The organism is Pseudomonas sp. KU43P, assembly GCF_033095865.1.
GTDB lineage: Bacteria > Pseudomonadota > Gammaproteobacteria > Pseudomonadales > Pseudomonadaceae > Aquipseudomonas.
In genome coordinates this window covers 4,226,672-4,244,090 of record NZ_AP019365.1, presented here as the reverse complement: position 1 = coordinate 4,244,090, position 17,419 = coordinate 4,226,672, and the positions used below count along the sequence as shown (strand labels likewise).

The 17,419-nt window shown below is 63.8% G+C and carries 14 protein-coding genes and 4 tRNA genes; 16 read left to right on the top strand and 2 right to left on the bottom strand.

Annotated elements, in window-relative coordinates:
- The first annotated feature begins 143 nt into the window (after positions 1 to 143).
- The 16 genes from KU43P_RS19340 (at position 144) to KU43P_RS19265 (ending at position 14,836) form a co-directional block, all read left to right on the top strand.
- Positions 144 to 1,148: an aspartate-semialdehyde dehydrogenase gene (locus tag KU43P_RS19340; RefSeq protein ID WP_317659068.1), complete on the top strand. Its 1,005-nt coding sequence runs from the start codon at positions 144 to 146 to the stop codon at positions 1,146 to 1,148.
- 72 nt (positions 1,149 to 1,220) lie between these two features.
- The gene (locus KU43P_RS19335; RefSeq protein ID WP_317659067.1) at positions 1,221 to 3,959 is read left to right on the top strand and encodes a FimV/HubP family polar landmark protein; all 2,739 of its coding nucleotides are present in this window, start codon (positions 1,221 to 1,223) and stop codon (positions 3,957 to 3,959) included.
- 107 nt (positions 3,960 to 4,066) lie between these two features.
- Positions 4,067 to 4,921 (top strand): tRNA pseudouridine(38-40) synthase TruA, encoded by an 855-nt coding sequence (truA, locus tag KU43P_RS19330; RefSeq protein WP_317659066.1) that lies wholly within the window; start codon positions 4,067 to 4,069, stop codon positions 4,919 to 4,921.
- A 60-nt stretch (positions 4,922 to 4,981) separates the two neighbouring features.
- Complete coding sequence (locus KU43P_RS19325; protein WP_317659065.1) at positions 4,982 to 5,602, top strand: phosphoribosylanthranilate isomerase; 621 nt, start codon at positions 4,982 to 4,984, stop codon at positions 5,600 to 5,602.
- A gap of 223 nt (positions 5,603 to 5,825) precedes the next feature.
- Positions 5,826 to 6,719 carry an acetyl-CoA carboxylase, carboxyltransferase subunit beta gene (accD, locus tag KU43P_RS19320; RefSeq protein WP_317659064.1) on the top strand — a complete coding sequence of 298 codons (894 nt, stop codon included), beginning with the start codon at positions 5,826 to 5,828 and terminating at the stop codon, positions 6,717 to 6,719.
- Positions 6,719 to 8,005: a bifunctional tetrahydrofolate synthase/dihydrofolate synthase gene (gene folC / locus KU43P_RS19315; protein ID WP_317659063.1), complete on the top strand. Its 1,287-nt coding sequence runs from the start codon at positions 6,719 to 6,721 to the stop codon at positions 8,003 to 8,005. The genes accD and folC overlap by 1 nt, the downstream gene beginning before the upstream one ends.
- A gap of 4 nt (positions 8,006 to 8,009) precedes the next feature.
- Complete coding sequence (locus KU43P_RS19310) at positions 8,010 to 8,699, top strand: SPOR domain-containing protein (protein ID WP_317659062.1); 690 nt, start codon at positions 8,010 to 8,012, stop codon at positions 8,697 to 8,699.
- 184 nt (positions 8,700 to 8,883) lie between these two features.
- On the top strand, positions 8,884 to 9,441 hold the full coding sequence (locus tag KU43P_RS19305) for a CvpA family protein (protein ID WP_012313468.1): 558 nt from the start codon (positions 8,884 to 8,886) through the stop codon (positions 9,439 to 9,441).
- A 42-nt stretch (positions 9,442 to 9,483) separates the two neighbouring features.
- Positions 9,484 to 10,989 carry an amidophosphoribosyltransferase gene (gene purF, locus KU43P_RS19300; protein WP_317659061.1) on the top strand — a complete coding sequence of 502 codons (1,506 nt, stop codon included), beginning with the start codon at positions 9,484 to 9,486 and terminating at the stop codon, positions 10,987 to 10,989.
- A 15-nt stretch (positions 10,990 to 11,004) separates the two neighbouring features.
- Positions 11,005 to 12,216 (top strand): O-succinylhomoserine sulfhydrylase, encoded by a 1,212-nt coding sequence (locus KU43P_RS19295; RefSeq protein WP_317659060.1) that lies wholly within the window; start codon positions 11,005 to 11,007, stop codon positions 12,214 to 12,216.
- Positions 12,213 to 12,986, top strand: coding sequence for an SDR family oxidoreductase (locus tag KU43P_RS19290; RefSeq protein WP_317659059.1), 774 nt, complete (start codon positions 12,213 to 12,215; stop codon positions 12,984 to 12,986). The genes KU43P_RS19295 and KU43P_RS19290 overlap by 4 nt, the downstream gene beginning before the upstream one ends.
- 208 nt (positions 12,987 to 13,194) lie before the next feature.
- Positions 13,195 to 13,270: transfer RNA gene (locus KU43P_RS19285), tRNA-Val, on the top strand.
- A gap of 80 nt (positions 13,271 to 13,350) precedes the next feature.
- Positions 13,351 to 13,427, top strand: a tRNA-Asp gene (locus KU43P_RS19280).
- Positions 13,428 to 13,525: 98 nt separating this feature from the next.
- Positions 13,526 to 13,602: transfer RNA gene (locus KU43P_RS19275), tRNA-Asp, on the top strand.
- 140 nt (positions 13,603 to 13,742) lie between these two features.
- Positions 13,743 to 13,819 (top strand) — tRNA-Asp (locus KU43P_RS19270).
- 189 nt (positions 13,820 to 14,008) lie between these two features.
- A complete protein-coding gene (locus tag KU43P_RS19265; RefSeq protein ID WP_317659058.1) occupies positions 14,009 to 14,836 on the top strand; it encodes a DUF2242 domain-containing protein in 828 nt (275 codons plus the stop codon).
- A gap of 250 nt (positions 14,837 to 15,086) precedes the next feature.
- Here KU43P_RS19265 and KU43P_RS19260 read toward each other — a convergent pair whose 3' ends face one another.
- Both KU43P_RS19260 and KU43P_RS19255 read right to left on the bottom strand, forming a co-directional pair.
- A complete protein-coding gene (locus KU43P_RS19260) occupies positions 15,087 to 16,127 on the bottom strand; it encodes an AraC family transcriptional regulator (RefSeq protein ID WP_317659057.1) in 1,041 nt (346 codons plus the stop codon).
- Positions 16,128 to 16,131: 4 nt separating this feature from the next.
- Entirely contained in the window at positions 16,132 to 17,250 is a 1,119-nt protein-coding gene (locus KU43P_RS19255) for a nitrilase-related carbon-nitrogen hydrolase (RefSeq protein WP_317659056.1), read from the bottom strand.
- Positions 17,251 to 17,419 lie beyond the last annotated feature (169 nt).

Below are 17,419 nucleotides of genomic sequence, written 5' to 3'. Positions count from 1 at the left end.
TGTCTGAACTACCGCGCGCTTAGAAGCAAGGGCAAAAGCAAGATCAAGATCAAGATCAAGATCACCAACTGGGTCAGCACAGACAAAACTCTACAATCCAAGTAAAGTGCCGCCCCCGCCGTTTCAGCAAAAGGATCCCCACCATGACCCAACCCTTGGACATCGCCGTCATTGGCGCTACCGGTAGCGTCGGTGAAACCCTCGTTCAGATCCTCGAAGAACTGCAATTCCCGGTCGCAACCCTGCACCTGCTGGCCAGCATGGAATCGGCGGGCAGTAGTGTGATGTTCGCCGGCAAGAAGATCAAAGTCCGTGAAGTGGACAGCTTCGACTTCAGCCAGGTCAAACTCGCCTTCTTCGCCGCCAGCCCAGCCGTCAGCCGCAGCTTCGCCAGCAAAGCCGAACAGGCAGGTTGCACGGTCATCGATCTCTCTGGCGGCCTGGACGACGCCCTGGCGGTGGTGCCGGAAGCCAATGCCGAGCGCATCGCCAACCTCGAGCTGCCGGCGCGCCTGGCCAGCCCGAGTTCCGCCGCCGTTGCCCTCGCCGTCGCCCTGGCTCCTCTCAAAAGCCAGCTCGACATCGAGCGCGTGCAGGTCATGGCCGCGCTGGCGGTCTCAGCCCAGGGCCGCGAAGCGGTCAACGAACTCGCCCGGCAAACCGCCGAGCTGCTCAACGCCCGCCCACTGGAACCGCGCTTCTTCGATCGTCAGGTAGCCTTCAACCTGCTCGCCCAGGTCGGTGCCGCCGATACGCTCGGCCATACGGCCCTTGAGCAGCGCCTGGTGGGCGAACTACGCGTGCTGCTGAACATGCCCGAACTGAAGATTTCCGTGACCTGCGTTCAAGTCCCGGTGTTTTTCGGCGATAGCTTCAGTGTGGCGGTACAAAGCCGTACACCGGTGGACCTGGACGCCGTCAACCAGGCCCTCGACGCTGCTGACAGCGTCGAACTGGTCGAACGCGATGATTATCCAACGCCAGTTGGTGACGCAGTGGGGCAAGACGTGGTCTATGTTGGTCGTGTGCGCCATGGAATTGACGAGCAGCAACAGCTCAACCTCTGGCTGACCACCGACAACCTGCGCAAGGGCGCCGCGCTGAATGCCGTGCAGGTGGCACAATTGTTGATTAAACACATAGCGTAAAAGATACTGGCGAGCACTTTTGTCCCGCTCTGCCTGCAGGTTTCCGGGACGATTCATACAAGGGAAGAGGTCATGCTTCGAATTCGCAAACTGGTTCTGGCCGTGGCGGCAGCGTCGGCGCTGTCGTCTGGCATGGCGAATGCCCTGGGGTTGGGTGAGCTGACGCTCAAGTCGGCACAGAACCAGCCGCTGGACGCCGAGATCGAATTGCTCGATGTGCGCGACCTGACCGCTGCCGAAGTGGCGCCGAGCCTGGCGCCGCCGGAAGAGTTCAGCAAGGCCGGGGTGGCGTATCCGACCTATCTCGAAGACCTGACCTTCACCCCGGTGATCAACCCTAACGGCAAGAGCGTGCTGCGGGTCACCTCCAGCCAGCCGTTGCCAGGCACGGTGGTCAAATTCCTGGTTCAGGTGATGTGGCCCCAGGGCCGCCTGCTGCGTGATTACAGCGTGCTGCTCGATCAGGCCAAGGCCCAGGGCCAGCAACCTGCGGCAGCCAATGTCACCCCGGCGGTCAGCAACGCTGGCAGCTACACCACCAAGCGCCGAGATACCTTGTGGCAGATTGCTGCACGCAACACCCAGGGTGGCGGTTCGGTGCAGCAGACCATGATCGCCATCCAGGCGCTGAACCCGGATGCGTTCATCGGCAACAACATCAACCAGTTGAAGGTGGGCCAGGTGCTGCGCCTGCCCGACCAGCAGCAGATCCAGAGCGTCCCCCAGGGTGAGGCCAATCGCGAAGTGGCCGAGCAGTATGCGGCCTGGCGTGAAGGCCGGCGCCTGGGCCCGCGCGCGCGGCAGCTCGATGCTACCCGTCGCGGGGCGGCTGATGCGGCACCCGAGCGTATTGCCCAGGGCGACAACCTGCGCTTGGTCAGCCCGGGCAATCAGGCGGGCGCTGGCAATGCCAAGGCGATCAACGACAAGCTGGCCGTCGCCCAGGAAAGCCTGGATACCAGCCGTCGTGACAATGAAGAACTCAAGAGCCGGATGACCGACCTGCAGAGCCAGCTCGACAAGCTGCAGAAGTTGATCCAGTTGAAGAACGACCAGCTCGCCCGCCTTGAAGCCCAGGGTGCGGCTGGCGAGACGCCGGCAGCAGCGGCCCTGCCGGGCGAAGCGAACCCTGCCCAGCCGGCCGACGCTGCCTCGGCACAACCGGCCGAGCCTGTTGTCGCTCCGCCACCCGCCGCCGTCGACACCGCACCTGAAGCCGCTCCGGTCACCCAACCCGCACCTGCGGCCCAGCAGCCAAGCGCCCTGGACGAGATGCTGGGCAACCCGGTGGTGCTTGGCCTGATCGCCGGCTCTGCATTCCTGGTGCTGCTGCTTCTGTTGTTGCTGCTGGCACGCAAGCGCAAAGCCCAGCAGGAGGCTGAAAAGCACCTGCGCATGGCGCGAGCATTGTCCGAGGAGGGCGAGCGTAGCCCCGACCTCGACTTGCCACCGAGCAGCTTCGACGAACTGGACGTTTCTGCGCCGAGCGTGACCCTGTCGCCAGCCGTTGTGGCGGCTTCGGCAGCGGCGGCGGTTGCCGCCGAGAAACCTGCAGCGCCGGCTCCTGTGGCTCCCACGCAGGATGCCAATGCCGAGTTGTTGGCTGAAGTGGAGCAGAGCCTGGCCCGCGGCCGGCTCAATCATGCCGCCGACCTGCTGGAAACGGCGGTTGCCGCCCAGCCTGAGCAAGATGGCCTGCGCTTGAAGCTGATGGAAGTGTATGCCCGTCAAGGCGACCAGAGTGCCTTCGTCGAACAGGAGCGCAAGCTTGCGCAAAACGAAGGGAACACCGCGCAAGTCAGTGCGCTGAAAGAGCGCTTCCCGGCCATGCTCGGCCTCGCCGCCGCCGGTCTGGGAGCTGCAGCGCTGGCCGCAGAGATGGATCAACAGTACGTCCAGGAGCTGCTGGAGGATAAACCCGAAGCGCCGGCTGAAGCCGAACCTGCCGTGCAACCGGTCACCGAGGCCGAATCGGCTGCGTTCGATGAACCAGCGGCTGAGCTCGACCTGGAGGCGCCTGAGCCGGAAATTGAGGTGCCTGAGCCCGAAGTCGAAGTGCCTGAGCCAGACCTCGATGCGGCTGCCGAGGCCTTCGTCGAGACTTCGGTGCTGGATGACAACGACCTGGACAGCGCCTTCGACCTGAGCCTGGGCGATGAACTGCCGGAAAGCGACCCGCTCGAGCCGCCGATGTTGGATGAGGCGCCTGTGTCGGAGCCTGTGGCCGACGCTGGCGCCGCCCCCCAGACCGATGCCGATGAAGACTTCGAAGCCTTGCTGGCACAGGCCCAGGCCGAACCGCAAAGCATCGATGACCTGGCCGATTTCGACCTGGATGTCGGCGAACCAGTCAGCCCGGCTGAAGTACCTGAGGAGCCTGTAGACGTAGCTGCCGAACTCGCCGCCTTCGACGCGATCCCGGAATTCGATCCGATATCCGAGCTGGAGCTGCCAGACGACTTCGACCTGTCACTGTCGCTGGATGACCAGTCGCCAGCCGCCAAGAGCTTTGCCTCGGAACTGAGCGACGTCAACGCTGAGCTGGACAAGCTGTCGCAGAGCCTTGAGTCGCCGTCGCTGGAGCCGCACTTCACTGCTGCTGACGCGGCCCAGGAGCCAGAGCCGCTGGACGACCTGGACTTCGATTTCTTCTCCGGCAGCGATGAAGTGGCCACCAAGCTCGACCTGGCACGCGCCTACATCGACATGGGTGACCACCAGGGCGCACGCGACATCCTCGATGAAGTGGTCAAGGATGGCGATGACACCCAGCGTCAGGAAGCCGAGGAGATGCTGTCCCGGCTGGTCTGAGGTTTTCCTGGCAGCCCTCTCACGGGGTAAAACCAACGGCAGCCCAACAAGGCTGCCGTTGTCGTTATAATCCCGCCATTCCGTATTGCCCCAACAGGTTTCCACGCTTGGACATCATCGACACCGCCCCTTCCGAATCCGCCGCCGAAGGCTTCACCCGCATCGCCCTGGGCGTGGAATACAAGGGCTCGCGTTACCGCGGCTGGCAGCGCCAGGCCAGCGGTGTGCCCAGTGTCCAGCAGGCGCTGGAACAAGCGCTGTCGAAAGTGGCCAACGAGCCGATCAGCGTGGTGTGCGCCGGCCGCACCGATGCTGGCGTACATGGCTGCGGCCAGATCGTGCACTTCGACACCCGCGCCGTGCGCGACGAGCGCGCCTGGACCTTGGGCACCAACTTCAACCTGCCTCACGACATCAGCGTGGTCTGGTCGCGGCCGATGCCGGCAGACTTCCACGCCCGCTTCAAGGCCTGCGCTCGGCGCTATCGCTACGTCATCTACAACGACCCGATCCGCCCGGCGCACCTGGCCGAAGAGGTGACCTGGAACCATCGCCCGCTGGATGTCCAGCGCATGGCCGAAGCGGCGCAGTACCTGCTCGGCACCCACGACTTCAGCGCCTTCCGTGCCAGCCAGTGCCAGGCCAAGTCGCCGATCAAGCACATCCATCACCTGCGCGTCACCCGCCATGGCCAGATGATCGTGCTGGACGTGCGTGCCACCGCGTTCCTCCATCACATGGTGCGCAATATCGCCGGGGTGCTGATGACCATCGGTGCTGGTGAGCGCCCTGCAAGTTGGGCCTGGGAGGTGCTGGAAGGGCGCAACCGCCGTGAAGGCGGGGTCACGGCTCACCCCTATGGCCTGTATCTGGTGCAGGTGGAGTACCCGGAAGAGTTCCAGCTGCCGCAGCGTTACATTGGCCCACACTTTCTGACCGGCTACGAAGCATTGGCGGACTGACGGGCGAAAAGGCATTTGCTACCATCGGGCCTTTCACTGTCCACTCAGGGTTCGCAGTCCATGAGCAACGTACGCAGCAAGATCTGCGGCATCACCCGTATCGAGGACGCGCTGGCCGCTGCCGAGGCTGGTGCCGATGCCATCGGCTTCGTCTTCTACGCCAAGAGCCCGCGTGCCGTTGACGTGCGCCAGGCGCGGGCGATCATCGCCGAGCTGCCGCCGTTCGTGACCACTGTCGGCTTGTTCGTCAATGCCTCGCGCTGCGAGCTGAACGAGATTCTCGAAGTGGTGCCACTGGACCTGCTACAGTTCCACGGCGATGAAACCCCGGCCGATTGCGAGGGCTACCATCGCCCCTGGATCAAGGCGCTGCGCGTACGCCCCGGTGACGATCTGGAAGCTGCCTGCCAGCTTTATGCAGGCGCCCGCGGCATCCTGCTCGACACTTATGTGGCCGGCGTGCCAGGGGGGACCGGCGAGGCCTTCGACTGGTCGCTGGTGCCGGCGCGGCTGAGCAAGCCGATCATTCTTGCCGGTGGCTTGTCAGCGGATAACGTTGGCCAGGCAATTGCCCAGGTGCGGCCTTATGCGGTGGATGTCAGCGGCGGCGTGGAGCAGGCCAAAGGCATCAAGGATGCCGCCAGGATCGAGGCGTTCATGCGTGCGGTGAAACAGGCGTGATGCCAGATGTGACGGCTGGCTGCGCGCCATCGTCCATACCTATCGCAACCCTGCGGGGTGGCTGCCGGTATGCCGGGCAGCCGACGCACATATTGAAGACGGCGCGCTGCGCAGGCAGCCCCTGCGACCGGGCCGTCATCGTTTCATAAAAGAATTTGAGCTCAAAGGGCAGGGCATGGCCGGCCAGATCGGTCCCCGCCCGCCAATACTGGAGAAATAAAGCATGAGCAACTGGTTAGTCGACAAACTGATCCCTTCGATCATGCGTTCCGAGGTGAAGAAGAGTTCGGTGCCAGAAGGTTTGTGGCACAAGTGCCCATCCTGCGAGGCCGTGCTGTATCGTCCGGAGCTGGAAAAGACCCTGGATGTCTGCCCCAAGTGCAACCACCACATGCGAATCGGCGCACGTGCGCGTATCGATATCTTCCTCGATGAGGAAGGCCGTGCCGAACTGGGCGCCGAGCTGGAGCCGGTCGACCGCCTGAAGTTCCGTGACGGCAAGAAGTACAAGGACCGCCTGACCGCTGCGCAGAAGCAGACCGGTGAGAAGGACGCGCTGATTTCCATGAGCGGTACCCTGATGGGCATGCCGATCGTGGTCAGCGCCTTCGAATTCTCGTTCATGGGCGGCTCCATGGGTGCAATCGTCGGTGAGCGCTTCGTTCGCGCCGCCAACTATGCCCTGGAAAACCGTTGCCCGATGGTCTGCTTCTCGGCTTCCGGCGGTGCGCGCATGCAGGAAGCGCTGATCTCGCTGATGCAGATGGCCAAGACTTCGGCCGTGCTGGCGCGCCTGCGTGAAGAAGGCATCCCCTTCATCTCCGTGCTGACCGACCCGGTCTACGGTGGTGTTTCCGCCAGCTTGGCAATGCTGGGCGACGTCATCGTCGGTGAGCCGAAGGCGCTGATCGGCTTCGCCGGCCCGCGCGTGATCGAGCAGACCGTGCGCGAAAAACTGCCAGAAGGCTTCCAGCGTAGTGAGTTCCTGCTGGAGCATGGCGCCATCGACCTGATCATTTCCCGTGGCGAGCTGCGCCCGCGCTTGGCCCGCCTGCTGGCGCAGATGACCGGTCAGGAAACGCCAGTGCAGGCGCGTGAGGCGGCTGCGGTCGCGTGATGACGGAGCGTAGCCTGGGCGAATGGCTCGCCTACCTCGAACAGCTGCATCCGTCGGCCATCGACATGGGCCTGGAGCGGTCGCAGAAGGTACTTGCCCGGCTGGCGCTGGGCAAGTTGGCGCCGCGTGTGGTGACCGTTACCGGCACCAACGGCAAGGGTTCGACCTGTGCATTCGTGGCCTCGATGCTGCGTGCTCAGGGCTTGAAGGTAGGCGTGTACAGTTCGCCTCACCTGCTGCGCTACAACGAGCGGGTGCTGATCGACGGCCATGAAGCCAGCGACGAACGCCTGTGCGAGGCCTTTGCCGCCGTCGAGGCGGCGCGTGGCGAGATTTCCCTGACCTATTTCGAGATGGGCACCTTGGCGGCGTTCTGGTTGTTCTACCAGTCGAAGCTGGATGCCGTAGTGCTCGAAGTGGGCCTTGGCGGTCGCCTCGATACCGTCAACGTGGTCGATGCCGACCTGGCCCTGGTGACCAGTATCGGCGTCGACCATATCGATTATCTGGGCGATACCCGCGAGTTGGTGGCTTTCGAGAAGGCCGGCATCTTCCGCCAGGGCAAGCCGGCGCTGTGCGGTGACCTCGATCCGCCCCAGCCGTTGCTGGACAAGGCGCGCGAGCTGGCTGCCCCGTTGTTCCTGCGCGGGCGTGACTTCGACCTGGAAAGCACCGAAGGCGTCTGGCACTGGCGTGGCGTCGCACTGGATGGCACCCCGGTGCAACTGCGCGACTTGCCATTGCTCGACCTGCCGATGGAAAACGCCGCACTGGCGCTTCAAGCCTACCTGCTGATGGGCCTGCCTTGGGATGCCGGGCAATTGCGCCAGGCATTGCTGGCTACCCGCATCACTGGGCGTCTGGATCGGCGTACGGTGAACTGGCAGGGCAAGCGCGTGGATCTGATGCTGGATGTTGGGCACAACCCTCATGCTGCGCAGTACCTGGCGCGTCGCCTGTCGTCACGCCCGCTGAAAGGCCGCCGCCTGGCGGTGTTCGGCCTGCTCGCCGACAAGGACCTGGAGGGCGTCATCGCGCCGTTGCAGGCGCTGGTAGACGACTGGGCTGTGGCACCGCTGGACACGCCGCGCAGCCGTCCGGCTGCCGAGCTGGCCAGTGCCTTGACGAACTGCGGTGCCGCGGTGAAGTCTTATGCCAGCGTCGACGCCGCCCTCGAAGGGCAATGCGCGCAGGCGACGGCGGATGACCAGATCCTGCTGTTCGGTTCGTTTTTCTGTGTCGCCCAGGCCCTGGAGTGGCTGGAGCGGCAGGCCCTGGAGGGGTGAGTAAATGGCAGTGCTGGATAAAGGGATGAAACAGCGCATGGTGGGTGCGTTGGTGCTGGTGGCGCTGGCGGTGATCTTCCTGCCGATGCTGTTCACCCGCGAGGACGAGATGCGCCAGGTGCGCGTCGACGCCCCACAGGCCCCGGCGATGCCGACGCTGCCCGAGGTCAAGGTTGAGCCGGTTGCAGTGCCCGAGCCGCAGCCGCTGCCGGAGGAGCCGCAACAGCCGCCGGTGGTGGTCAACGAATCCACCGCGCCGGTGGCAACGCCCAGCCAGCCGATCACGCCATCGCCGCAGGCCCAGACCCAGGCGCAGGTTCAGCCCAAGCCGCAGACGCCGGTGCCGACAGCGGCCTCGACACCTGCCCCGGCGGCCAAGGTCGAAACTCGCCCAGCTGCGACGCCCGCGCCGGCCGCCACCGCCAGCGCGCCGTCGAAGATCGACGCCAACGGCTTGCCGGTGAGCTGGTCGATCCAGTTGGCCAGCCTGTCCAACCGTGCCGGTGCCGAAAGCCTGCAGAAGACCCTGCGCAGTCAGGGCTACAACGCTTATATCCGTTCGGCTGGTGGCATGAATCGGGTGTATGTCGGGCCGCTGATCGAGCGTGCCGAGGCCGAGAAGCTGCGGGATGTGATCAATCGGCAGCAGAACCTCAAGGGCTTTGTGGTGCGCTTCCAGCCGGAGCGCGGCTGAGGCTTGAGGCCTATGGCCACAACGTCGCTTCCATTGGGGTTTTCTTGACTTCAGAGTCCACGAAAAGCCCGTGGGAGCGGGCCTGCGCCGCAAAAGCGGCTCCGCCAAACGACCTGACATTCTGCTTACCCCCGGCCCGCCGCTCTGGTAAAATGCGCCGCCTCAAACGTCTGCAGGCAGCACCGTGGCATTTACCTGGGTTGATTGGGCGATCATCGCGATCATCGCCGTTTCCACACTGATCAGTCTCAAGCGCGGCTTCGTCAAGGAAGCCTTGTCCCTGCTCATCTGGATCATTGCCGGTGCGGTTGCCTGGATGTTCGGCGGGTCGCTCTCGGTGTACCTTGAAAGCTATATCCAGACCCCGTCGATGCGCATCATCGCCGGCTGCGCCATTCTGTTCGTCGCCACCCTGTTGGTGGGCGCGATGGTCAATTTCCTGGTCGGTGAACTGATCCGCGTGACCGGGCTGTCCGGCACCGATCGATTCCTCGGCATGGCCTTCGGCGCCGCGCGCGGTGCCTTGCTGGTAGTGGTGGCCATCGGCCTGCTCAGCCTGGGGCCGGTGCAACAAGATACCTGGTGGCAGGAATCACGCCTGATACCACAATTTCTATTGGTCGCTGACTGGTCGAAGAACCTGATCCTGGGTTTCACCAGCCAGTGGATGTCCAGTGGGGTGATCAGCACTCCGGCTGATCTTCCGTTCAAGGAACAGTTGCTCGGGCCTGCAAAGCCTTGAGTACCTTTCGTTCAAGTTTCATCAATGTAGGGGTTGCGTCGCATGTGTGGCATCGTCGGTATCGTCGGTAAGTCGAACGTCAATCAGGCGCTGTATGACGCGCTTACGGTCCTCCAGCACCGCGGCCAGGACGCTGCCGGTATCGTGACCAGCCACGACGGCCGGTTGTTCCTGCGCAAGGATAATGGCCTGGTGCGCGACGTCTTCCAGCAGCGCCACATGCAGCGCCTGGTAGGCCACATGGGTATCGGTCACGTGCGCTACCCGACTGCGGGCAGCTCCACCTCGGCCGAAGCCCAGCCGTTCTACGTCAACTCGCCGTACGGCATCACCCTGGCGCACAACGGTAACCTGACCAACGTCGAGCAGCTGGCCAAGGAGATCTACGAATCCGACCTGCGCCACGTCAACACCAATTCCGACTCGGAAGTGCTGCTGAACGTGTTCGCCCATGAGCTGGCCGTGCGTGGCAAGCTGCAGCCGACCGAAGAAGACGTGTTCGCTGCGGTCTCCCACGTGCACAGCCGCTGCGTGGGTGGCTATGCCGTGGTGGCAATGGTCACCGGCTACGGCATCGTGGGCTTCCGTGACCCCAACGGTATCCGCCCGGTGGTGTTCGGCCAGCGTCACACCGACGAAGGCGTGGAATACATGATCGCCTCGGAAAGCGTGGCCCTGGACGTGCTCGGTTTCACCCTGATCCGCGACCTCGCGCCGGGCGAAGCGGTGTACATCACCGAAGAAGGCCAGCTGTACACCAAGCAGTGCGCGCAAAGCCCGAAACTGCAGCCTTGCATCTTCGAACACGTCTACCTGGCCCGCCCTGACTCGATCATCGACGGTATCTCGGTGTACAAGGCACGTCTGCGCATGGGTGAGAAGCTCGCCGACAAGATCATGCGCGAGCGCCCGGAACACGACATCGATGTGGTCATCCCGATCCCGGACACCAGCCGTACTGCCGCACTCGAGCTGGCCAACCGCCTGGGCGTCAAGTTCCGCGAAGGCTTCGTCAAGAACCGCTACATCGGCCGCACCTTCATCATGCCCGGCCAGGCTGCGCGCAAGAAGTCGGTACGCCAGAAGCTCAACGCCATCGAGCTGGAGTTCCGCGGCAAGAACGTGATGCTGGTCGACGACTCGATCGTGCGCGGCACCACTTGCAAGCAGATCATCCAGATGGCCCGGGAAGCCGGTGCCAAGAACGTCTACTTCTGCTCCGCGGCCCCCGCGGTGCGCTACCCCAACGTCTACGGCATCGACATGCCGAGCGCTCACGAACTGATCGCCCACAACCGCACCACCGAACAGGTGGCCGAGTTGATCGGCGCCGACTGGCTGGTCTACCAGGACCTGCCAGACCTGATCGACTCGGTCGGTGGCGGCAAGATCAAGATCGAGCATTTCGATTGCGCGGTGTTCAACGGTGAATACGTCACTGGCGACATCGACGAAGCCTACCTCGATCGCATCGAGCAGGCCCGTAACGACCTGGCCAAGGTGAAGAATCAGGCCGTCAGCGCAATCATCGACCTCTACAACAACTGATCAGGGAGCAGCGGCATGACGGATCAATGGGATGCCGGGCGACTGGACAGTGACCTCGAGGGTGTCGGTTTCGACACCCTGGCGGTGCGCGCCGGTCAAAGCCGTTCACCGGAGGCGGAGCACAGCGAAGCGCTGTTCCTGACCTCCAGCTACGTGTTCCGCACGGCCGCCGATGCGGCTGCGCGTTTTGCCGGCGAAACGCCGGGCAATGTCTATTCGCGTTACACCAACCCGTCGGTGCGTGTCTTCGAAGAGCGCCTGGCGGCCATGGAAGGTGCCGAGCAGGCCGTGGCGACGTCCACCGGCATGGCAGCACTGCTGGCCGTGGTGATGTCGCTGTGCAGCGCGGGCGACCATGTACTGGTGTCGCAGAGCGTGTTCGGCTCGACCATCAGCCTGTTCGAGAAGTACTTCAAGCGCTTTGGCGTGCAGGTTGACTACGTGCCGCTGGTCGACCTCAACGGTTGGGAAAAGGCCATCAAGGCCAACACCAAGCTGCTGGTCGTCGAGTCGCCGTCCAACCCGCTGGCCGAGTTGGTCGATATCGCCGCGCTCAGCGAGATCGCCCATGCCCGTGGCGCCATGCTGGTGGTCGACAACTGCTTCAGCACCCCGGCCTTGCAGCAGCCGCTCAAGCTGGGTGCCGATATCGTGTTCCATTCGGCCACCAAGTTCATCGACGGCCAGGGCCGTTGCATGGGCGGTGTGGTCGCAGGGCGCGCCGAGCAGATGAAAGAAGTGGTGGGCTTCCTGCGCACCGCTGGCCCTACGCTCAGCCCGTTCAATGCCTGGATCTTCACCAAAGGCCTTGAAACCCTGAAGCTGCGCATGCGTGCGCACTGCGAGAGCGCCCAGTTGCTTGCCGAATGGCTTGAGCAGCAGGAAGGCGTGGAGAAGGTGCATTACGCCGGCCTGCCAAGCCACCCGCAGCACGAACTGGCCAAGCGCCAGATGAGCGGTTTCGGTGCAGTGGTGAGCTTCGAGGTCAAGGGTGGCAAAGAGGGCGCCTGGCGCTTCATCGATGCCACGCGGGTCATTTCCATCACCACCAACCTGGGTGACAGCAAGACCACCATCGCCCACCCGGCCACCACTTCCCACGGCCGCCTGACGCCGCAGGAACGTGAGGCTGCGGGCATTCGTGACAGCCTGATCCGTGTTGCCGTCGGCCTCGAAGACGTGGCCGACCTGAAGGCGGACCTGGCTCGTGGGTTGGCCGTACTGTGATCGACTGGAAGGGTGGCGCGCCGGGCCATAATGGCCGGGTTGCCCTGGTAACCGGTGCCGCGCGCGGCATCGGCCTGGGTATCGCCGCCTGGCTGATCTGCGAAGGCTGGCAGGTTGTGCTCAGCGACCTTGACCGCCCGCGTGGTGCCAAGGTGGCCAAGGCCCTGGGTGACAACGCCTGGTTCATCACCATGGATGTGGCCGATGAAGCTCAGGTCAGTGCTGGTGTGTCGCAGGTGCTCGGGCAGTTCGGGCGGTTGGATGCGCTGGTTTGCAACGCGGCCATTGCCAACCCGCACAACCAGACCCTGGAAAGCCTGAGCCTGGCCCAATGGAACCGGGTGCTGGCGGTCAACCTCAATGGCCCGATGCTGTTGGCCAAGCATTGCGCGCCGTACCTGCGCGCGCACAATGGCGCGATCGTCAACCTGACCTCCACCCGCGCCCGCCAGTCCGAACCGGACACCGAGGCCTATGCGGCGAGCAAGGGCGGCCTGGTGGCCTTGACCCATGCGCTGGCCATGAGCCTTGGCCCAGAGATTCGCGTAAATGCGGTGAGCCCGGGCTGGATCGATGCGCGTGATCCGTCCCAGCGCCGTGCCGAACCGTTGACCGAGGCCGATCATGCCCAGCATCCGACGGGCAGGGTGGGGACCGTGGAGGATGTGGCGGCCATGGTGGCCTGGTTGCTGTCACGCCAGGCGGCGTTCGTCACCGGCCAGGAATTCGTGGTCGATGGCGGCATGACCCGCAAGATGATCTACACCTGAGTCGTTGGTGTTCGCCGTTGACTTTGCGGTGTGATCGAGATCGAGCACCGCCCGCGCGGCGCTCGATCTGCGCATCACCACAAACGTCAAGCCAAGCCCATCTTTTCACGCCTTTTCAAAAAAAATCCAACGGGGCTATTGACTTAGCATCGGCACCTGCGTAAATTTCGCGGCCTCAGCGAAGCAAACGCAACAAGCAACATCGCGAGGGTGATTAGCTCAGCCGGGAGAGCATCTGCCTTACAAGCAGAGGGTCGGCGGTTCGATCCCGTCATCACCCACCACTTCCTGAGGTTGTTCCTGACGCAAGCGGTTTCGAAAGAAGCCAACGGCCAGAGAGGAACAGGACGTAAGTCCACACTGCGCAGCGGTAGTTCAGTCGGTTAGAATACCGGCCTGTCACGCCGGGGGTCGCGGGTTCGAGTCCCGTCCGCTGCGCCATTTTCAGTATCAGATGGGTGCCTGGCACCGGTCTGAAGCCAACGGCAAACATGCCGAAGGCTGACCCAGTTTCAATCGGGCGAAAGCCTGAACGATACGCAGCGGTAGTTCAGTCGGTTAGAATACCGGCCTGTCACGCCGGGGGTCGCGGGTTCGAGTCCCGTCCGCTGCGCCATCTTTGCTTCGAGGCCCCATGAACGCCTCGATGCACACACAAAGGAAGCGAACAGGTTTCGCTTTTTTTGTGCCTGCCCTGAGGCCTTGGCGCCGGAAGGGTAGACCCAGGTTTCAACCGGGCGCAAGCCTGGATGATACGCAGCGGTAGTTCAGTCGGTTAGAATACCGGCCTGTCACGCCGGGGGTCGCGGGTTCGAGTCCCGTCCGCTGCGCCATCTTCGCCTCGAGGCCCCTTGAACGCCTCGAAGCACAACGAGAAAGCGACCTTAGGGTCGCTTTTTTCGTTTCCGGCTCCGCGAAAGGCACTTTTACACGAAGCTGACAGACTCTTCACTGATGAACGGTTTCAGTGTGCGGGTGTGGTGATGCACAATAGGCACCTCTCGACATATCCGGAATTCGCAATGACCAGATCATCCGTCTTTGGTGCGCTCGGGCTGGCCCTGGTGCTGGCGGGCGTGACCGGTTGCTCCTCGAAAAAAACTGCGATCTACGAGCATGAGAACTTCGATGACTCGGGCACCTATTCGCGCAGCTTCCCGGTCACCGAGGCAGGTTCGTGCGAGGCTGCTCGCCGTGCGCTGTTGAGCCAGGGGTACATCATTACCAGCAGTGGCGCCAACCAGGTTGCGGGTAACAAAAGCTTCCAGCAGAACAACGAGAACCACCTGCAGATCAGCTTCAGCGTGACCTGCGCGCCCGACAGCAGTGACGAGCAGCGCTCGACCGTGTTCGCCAATGCCCTGCAGGATCGTTATGCGCTGAAAAAGTCGAATACCTCGGCAAGCCTGGGTGTAGGCATTCTGGGGTCGGTGTCGATGCCGATCGGCTCCAGCGACGACTCCATGGTCAAGGTCGCCAGCGAGACAGTCACCGCACCACAGTTCTACGAGCGTTATTTCGCCCTGGTGGAAAGCTACCTGCCCAAGTCGAAGAAGGTCAGCAAGGCCAAGGTCGAGGCGCCCGCGCCCAAGCCGGAGAAGCCGGCGCCTGACCTCGGGCTGCCGGAGCAGGCTTCGGCGGCACCTGTTGCGCCTGCGGCGCCAGTGGTCGAGGCTCCTGCCGCAGCAGAACCTGCCCCCGCATCAGTTGCTCCCGCAAGCGAAGCAGCGCCAGCGCCTCAGGTGGATGACAGCCAGGGCTCGCAGCCGGTTGCACCGCCGTCCGAGGCTGCGCCGATTCAGGTGCAGCAGGACGCCCAGCCTGCCGAGGCGACGCCACCCGCACCGTGAAACGCCTCGGCGCCGCCTGTAAACATCCGGTGTTACAGATGAGCCGGGGATAACTTCCCTGGCACCTGCTACGTTTATCACTCATGAGCTTGTCATCATGCCTTCATCCCGCTCGCCTAGCGTGAAGGCATGACCCATGTAGACATAGAGTGAAGAGGACGCAGGCAATGGATGACTATCAGGAAGAGCTGCTCGAGTATCAGGCCTATGAGCTGGACACCCCGGAGCCGGCCGACGACGCGACCGAGCTTTAGCTTACCTGCCGCTGGCTGCGGCGAAACTCCCCCGGCGTGACGCCCGTCCAGCGCTTGAATGCGCGCTGGAAGGCTTCGGCCGATGCAAATCCCAACAGATAGGCGATCTCGCCGAAGGCCAGTTCCGTGTCGCGGATGTAGGTCTCGGCCAGGTCGCGGCGCGTGTCGTTGAGCAGGCTGCGGTAGCGGGTGCCTTCTTCGGCCAGTTTGCGCCGCAGTGTCCAGGTGGGCAGTTGCAGATGCAGCGCCACTTCTTCCAGATCTGGTTCACGTCCACCATGCAGCAACGGGCCGAGCAGGTGAGTGATGCGTTCGCCCAGGCTGCGCACCCGGGTGCGCTGGAGCATTTCCGCTTCGCATAATTGCAGCAGGTGCTGCCAGGTGCTTGGGCAGTGTTGCGGGTTGGGCAACTCCAGAGTGGCGCGGCTCAGGCGCAACTGGTTGCCACTGGCGCCAAACTGCACGGTGCTGCTGCATAGCGACTGGTAGTGGCCGGCATAGTCGGGGGCGTCGAATTCTATCTCCAGGCGTTCGGCCTGCAACGGGCCGCCCGCCAGCGCGCCCAGTTGGGCCAGCCAACCGGCGAGCAGCGAATCGACCACGAAGCGGTTATAGGTGTTATAGGGGCTGATCGAATAAAAGCGCAGCCATGCCCCCTGGGCGTCCTCGAGAAAACTCGAATGGCCACGGTAATTGGCGGCATACAGCGGTTCGAAGCGCAGCAGGGTGCGTGCGGCTTCGCCCAGGTTAGGGGCCTGGGCTGCCGTGACGCCCGCCAGGCCGGCCTGGGCCAGGCGGCTCAGGCGCCCCATGTGCAACCCCAGCGCCGGCTGCCCACTGAGTGCGATGGCGGCATGCCCGAGGTGCATGTAGCGGGGAATGGACAAGCGCGCGCCGGCTTCGGCCAGGCGGGTGGCGTCCAGCCCATACCGGCGCAGCAGTGGGGCCGGATCGTGGCCCAGGTCGTGCAGGGCTTCGGCCAGAGGCTGGACGAACCCTACCGACAGGTCGCCCAGGCGCACGCGGGGGCGGGCCATCGACCTACAACCACAGGTTCAGCAGGCGCGCGCCATGGCTGGGCGGGCCGGCCAGCAGCTCGCCGGCCTGGTGGGCAAAGCCCTGACCGTCGCTGCCCTGCTCCCAGAACTGCCCGCGCATGAATACGCTCATGCTGCTCACCTGGCTTCCTGCGGCCTGGGTGAGGCGTTGCCAGGCCGTTTGTTCGCTGACTTCGCCACGTTGCAGTGCCAGCTCGGCAGCGGCGTCCTGGTGCCGATTGCCACGCCAAGGTGCTTCCCAGCTGCCTTTGCCGCTGAGAAACACCGGATTGGCCACCAGTTGTACCTGTTGTTGCTCCAGTTGGTGCTGGTTCTCCGGATACCAGCTGTCGCTGCCGATCAGCACACCGAGGCGCCCGGCCGGTGTCTGCACCACCTGCAGCGGGAAATGCCGGCCATGGTGGATGTAGCGTCGTACTTCGCTGTCGGGGTACTGCTGGCGCTGAGGCTGGCCCAGCAGCGAGCCATCGGCGGCAAACACCAGGCTGCTGTTGAACAGCGGGCCACTGCCGGCATGCAGTACGCCCTGTTCGACATAGGGGGCGGGCAACACGATGGAGCCGGCCACCAGGGTGACACCGAACTCCCGGGCGAGGCCGCCGAACAGTTGCTGGTAGTCGCTGGCCATCTGCTTGGCCTTCATGCGCAAGTGTGCATCGGCGCGGCGGTCATCGCCGCTGGCCCGCAACATGGCCAGCCCGTAGCGCAGCGGGTTGCTCAGCTCCAGCCACTGCTCGGCTTCACGGCTGTGGGTCACCTGGTACAGCTCGTTCTTCTCGCCACGGGCCCATAGCCAGGTGCCGATGTGCTCTGGCAGTACCACCACTGTGCGCGGGCCGATCAGGCCCTGGGCACGGGCTTGCTCCAGGTAGGCCGCAAGCTTGCGGTGCAGGCGTTGCAGGTTCTGGTAGTCGCTGGGGTAGAGCAGCGGTTCGACGCCCAGCAGGTTGCCGCGCGCTCCAGGTACCCCGTGGTTGAGCGCCAGCTCGATGCGCAGGTCGGAGAGGTAATGGCCCTCCGGGCGCTGTTGGGTCCAGAAGACATAGCCGCTGAGCGCGGCGATCATCACCAGCGCCAGGGCGCTTGCCAGGAGTTTTCGCATGCAGCGGTAAAGCGCCTAGAAGAAAAGATCACCTAGGGTAGTCCTGCTGCGCAGGAGGATCAATAAGTTGTCAGTTTCGATCATTGAGCGCGTTCAAACGGCTGTTTAATGTCACTGGCATAAACGACGGGGCCCGCCGAGGCACCCGCACTCCGTGATCACGCCACCT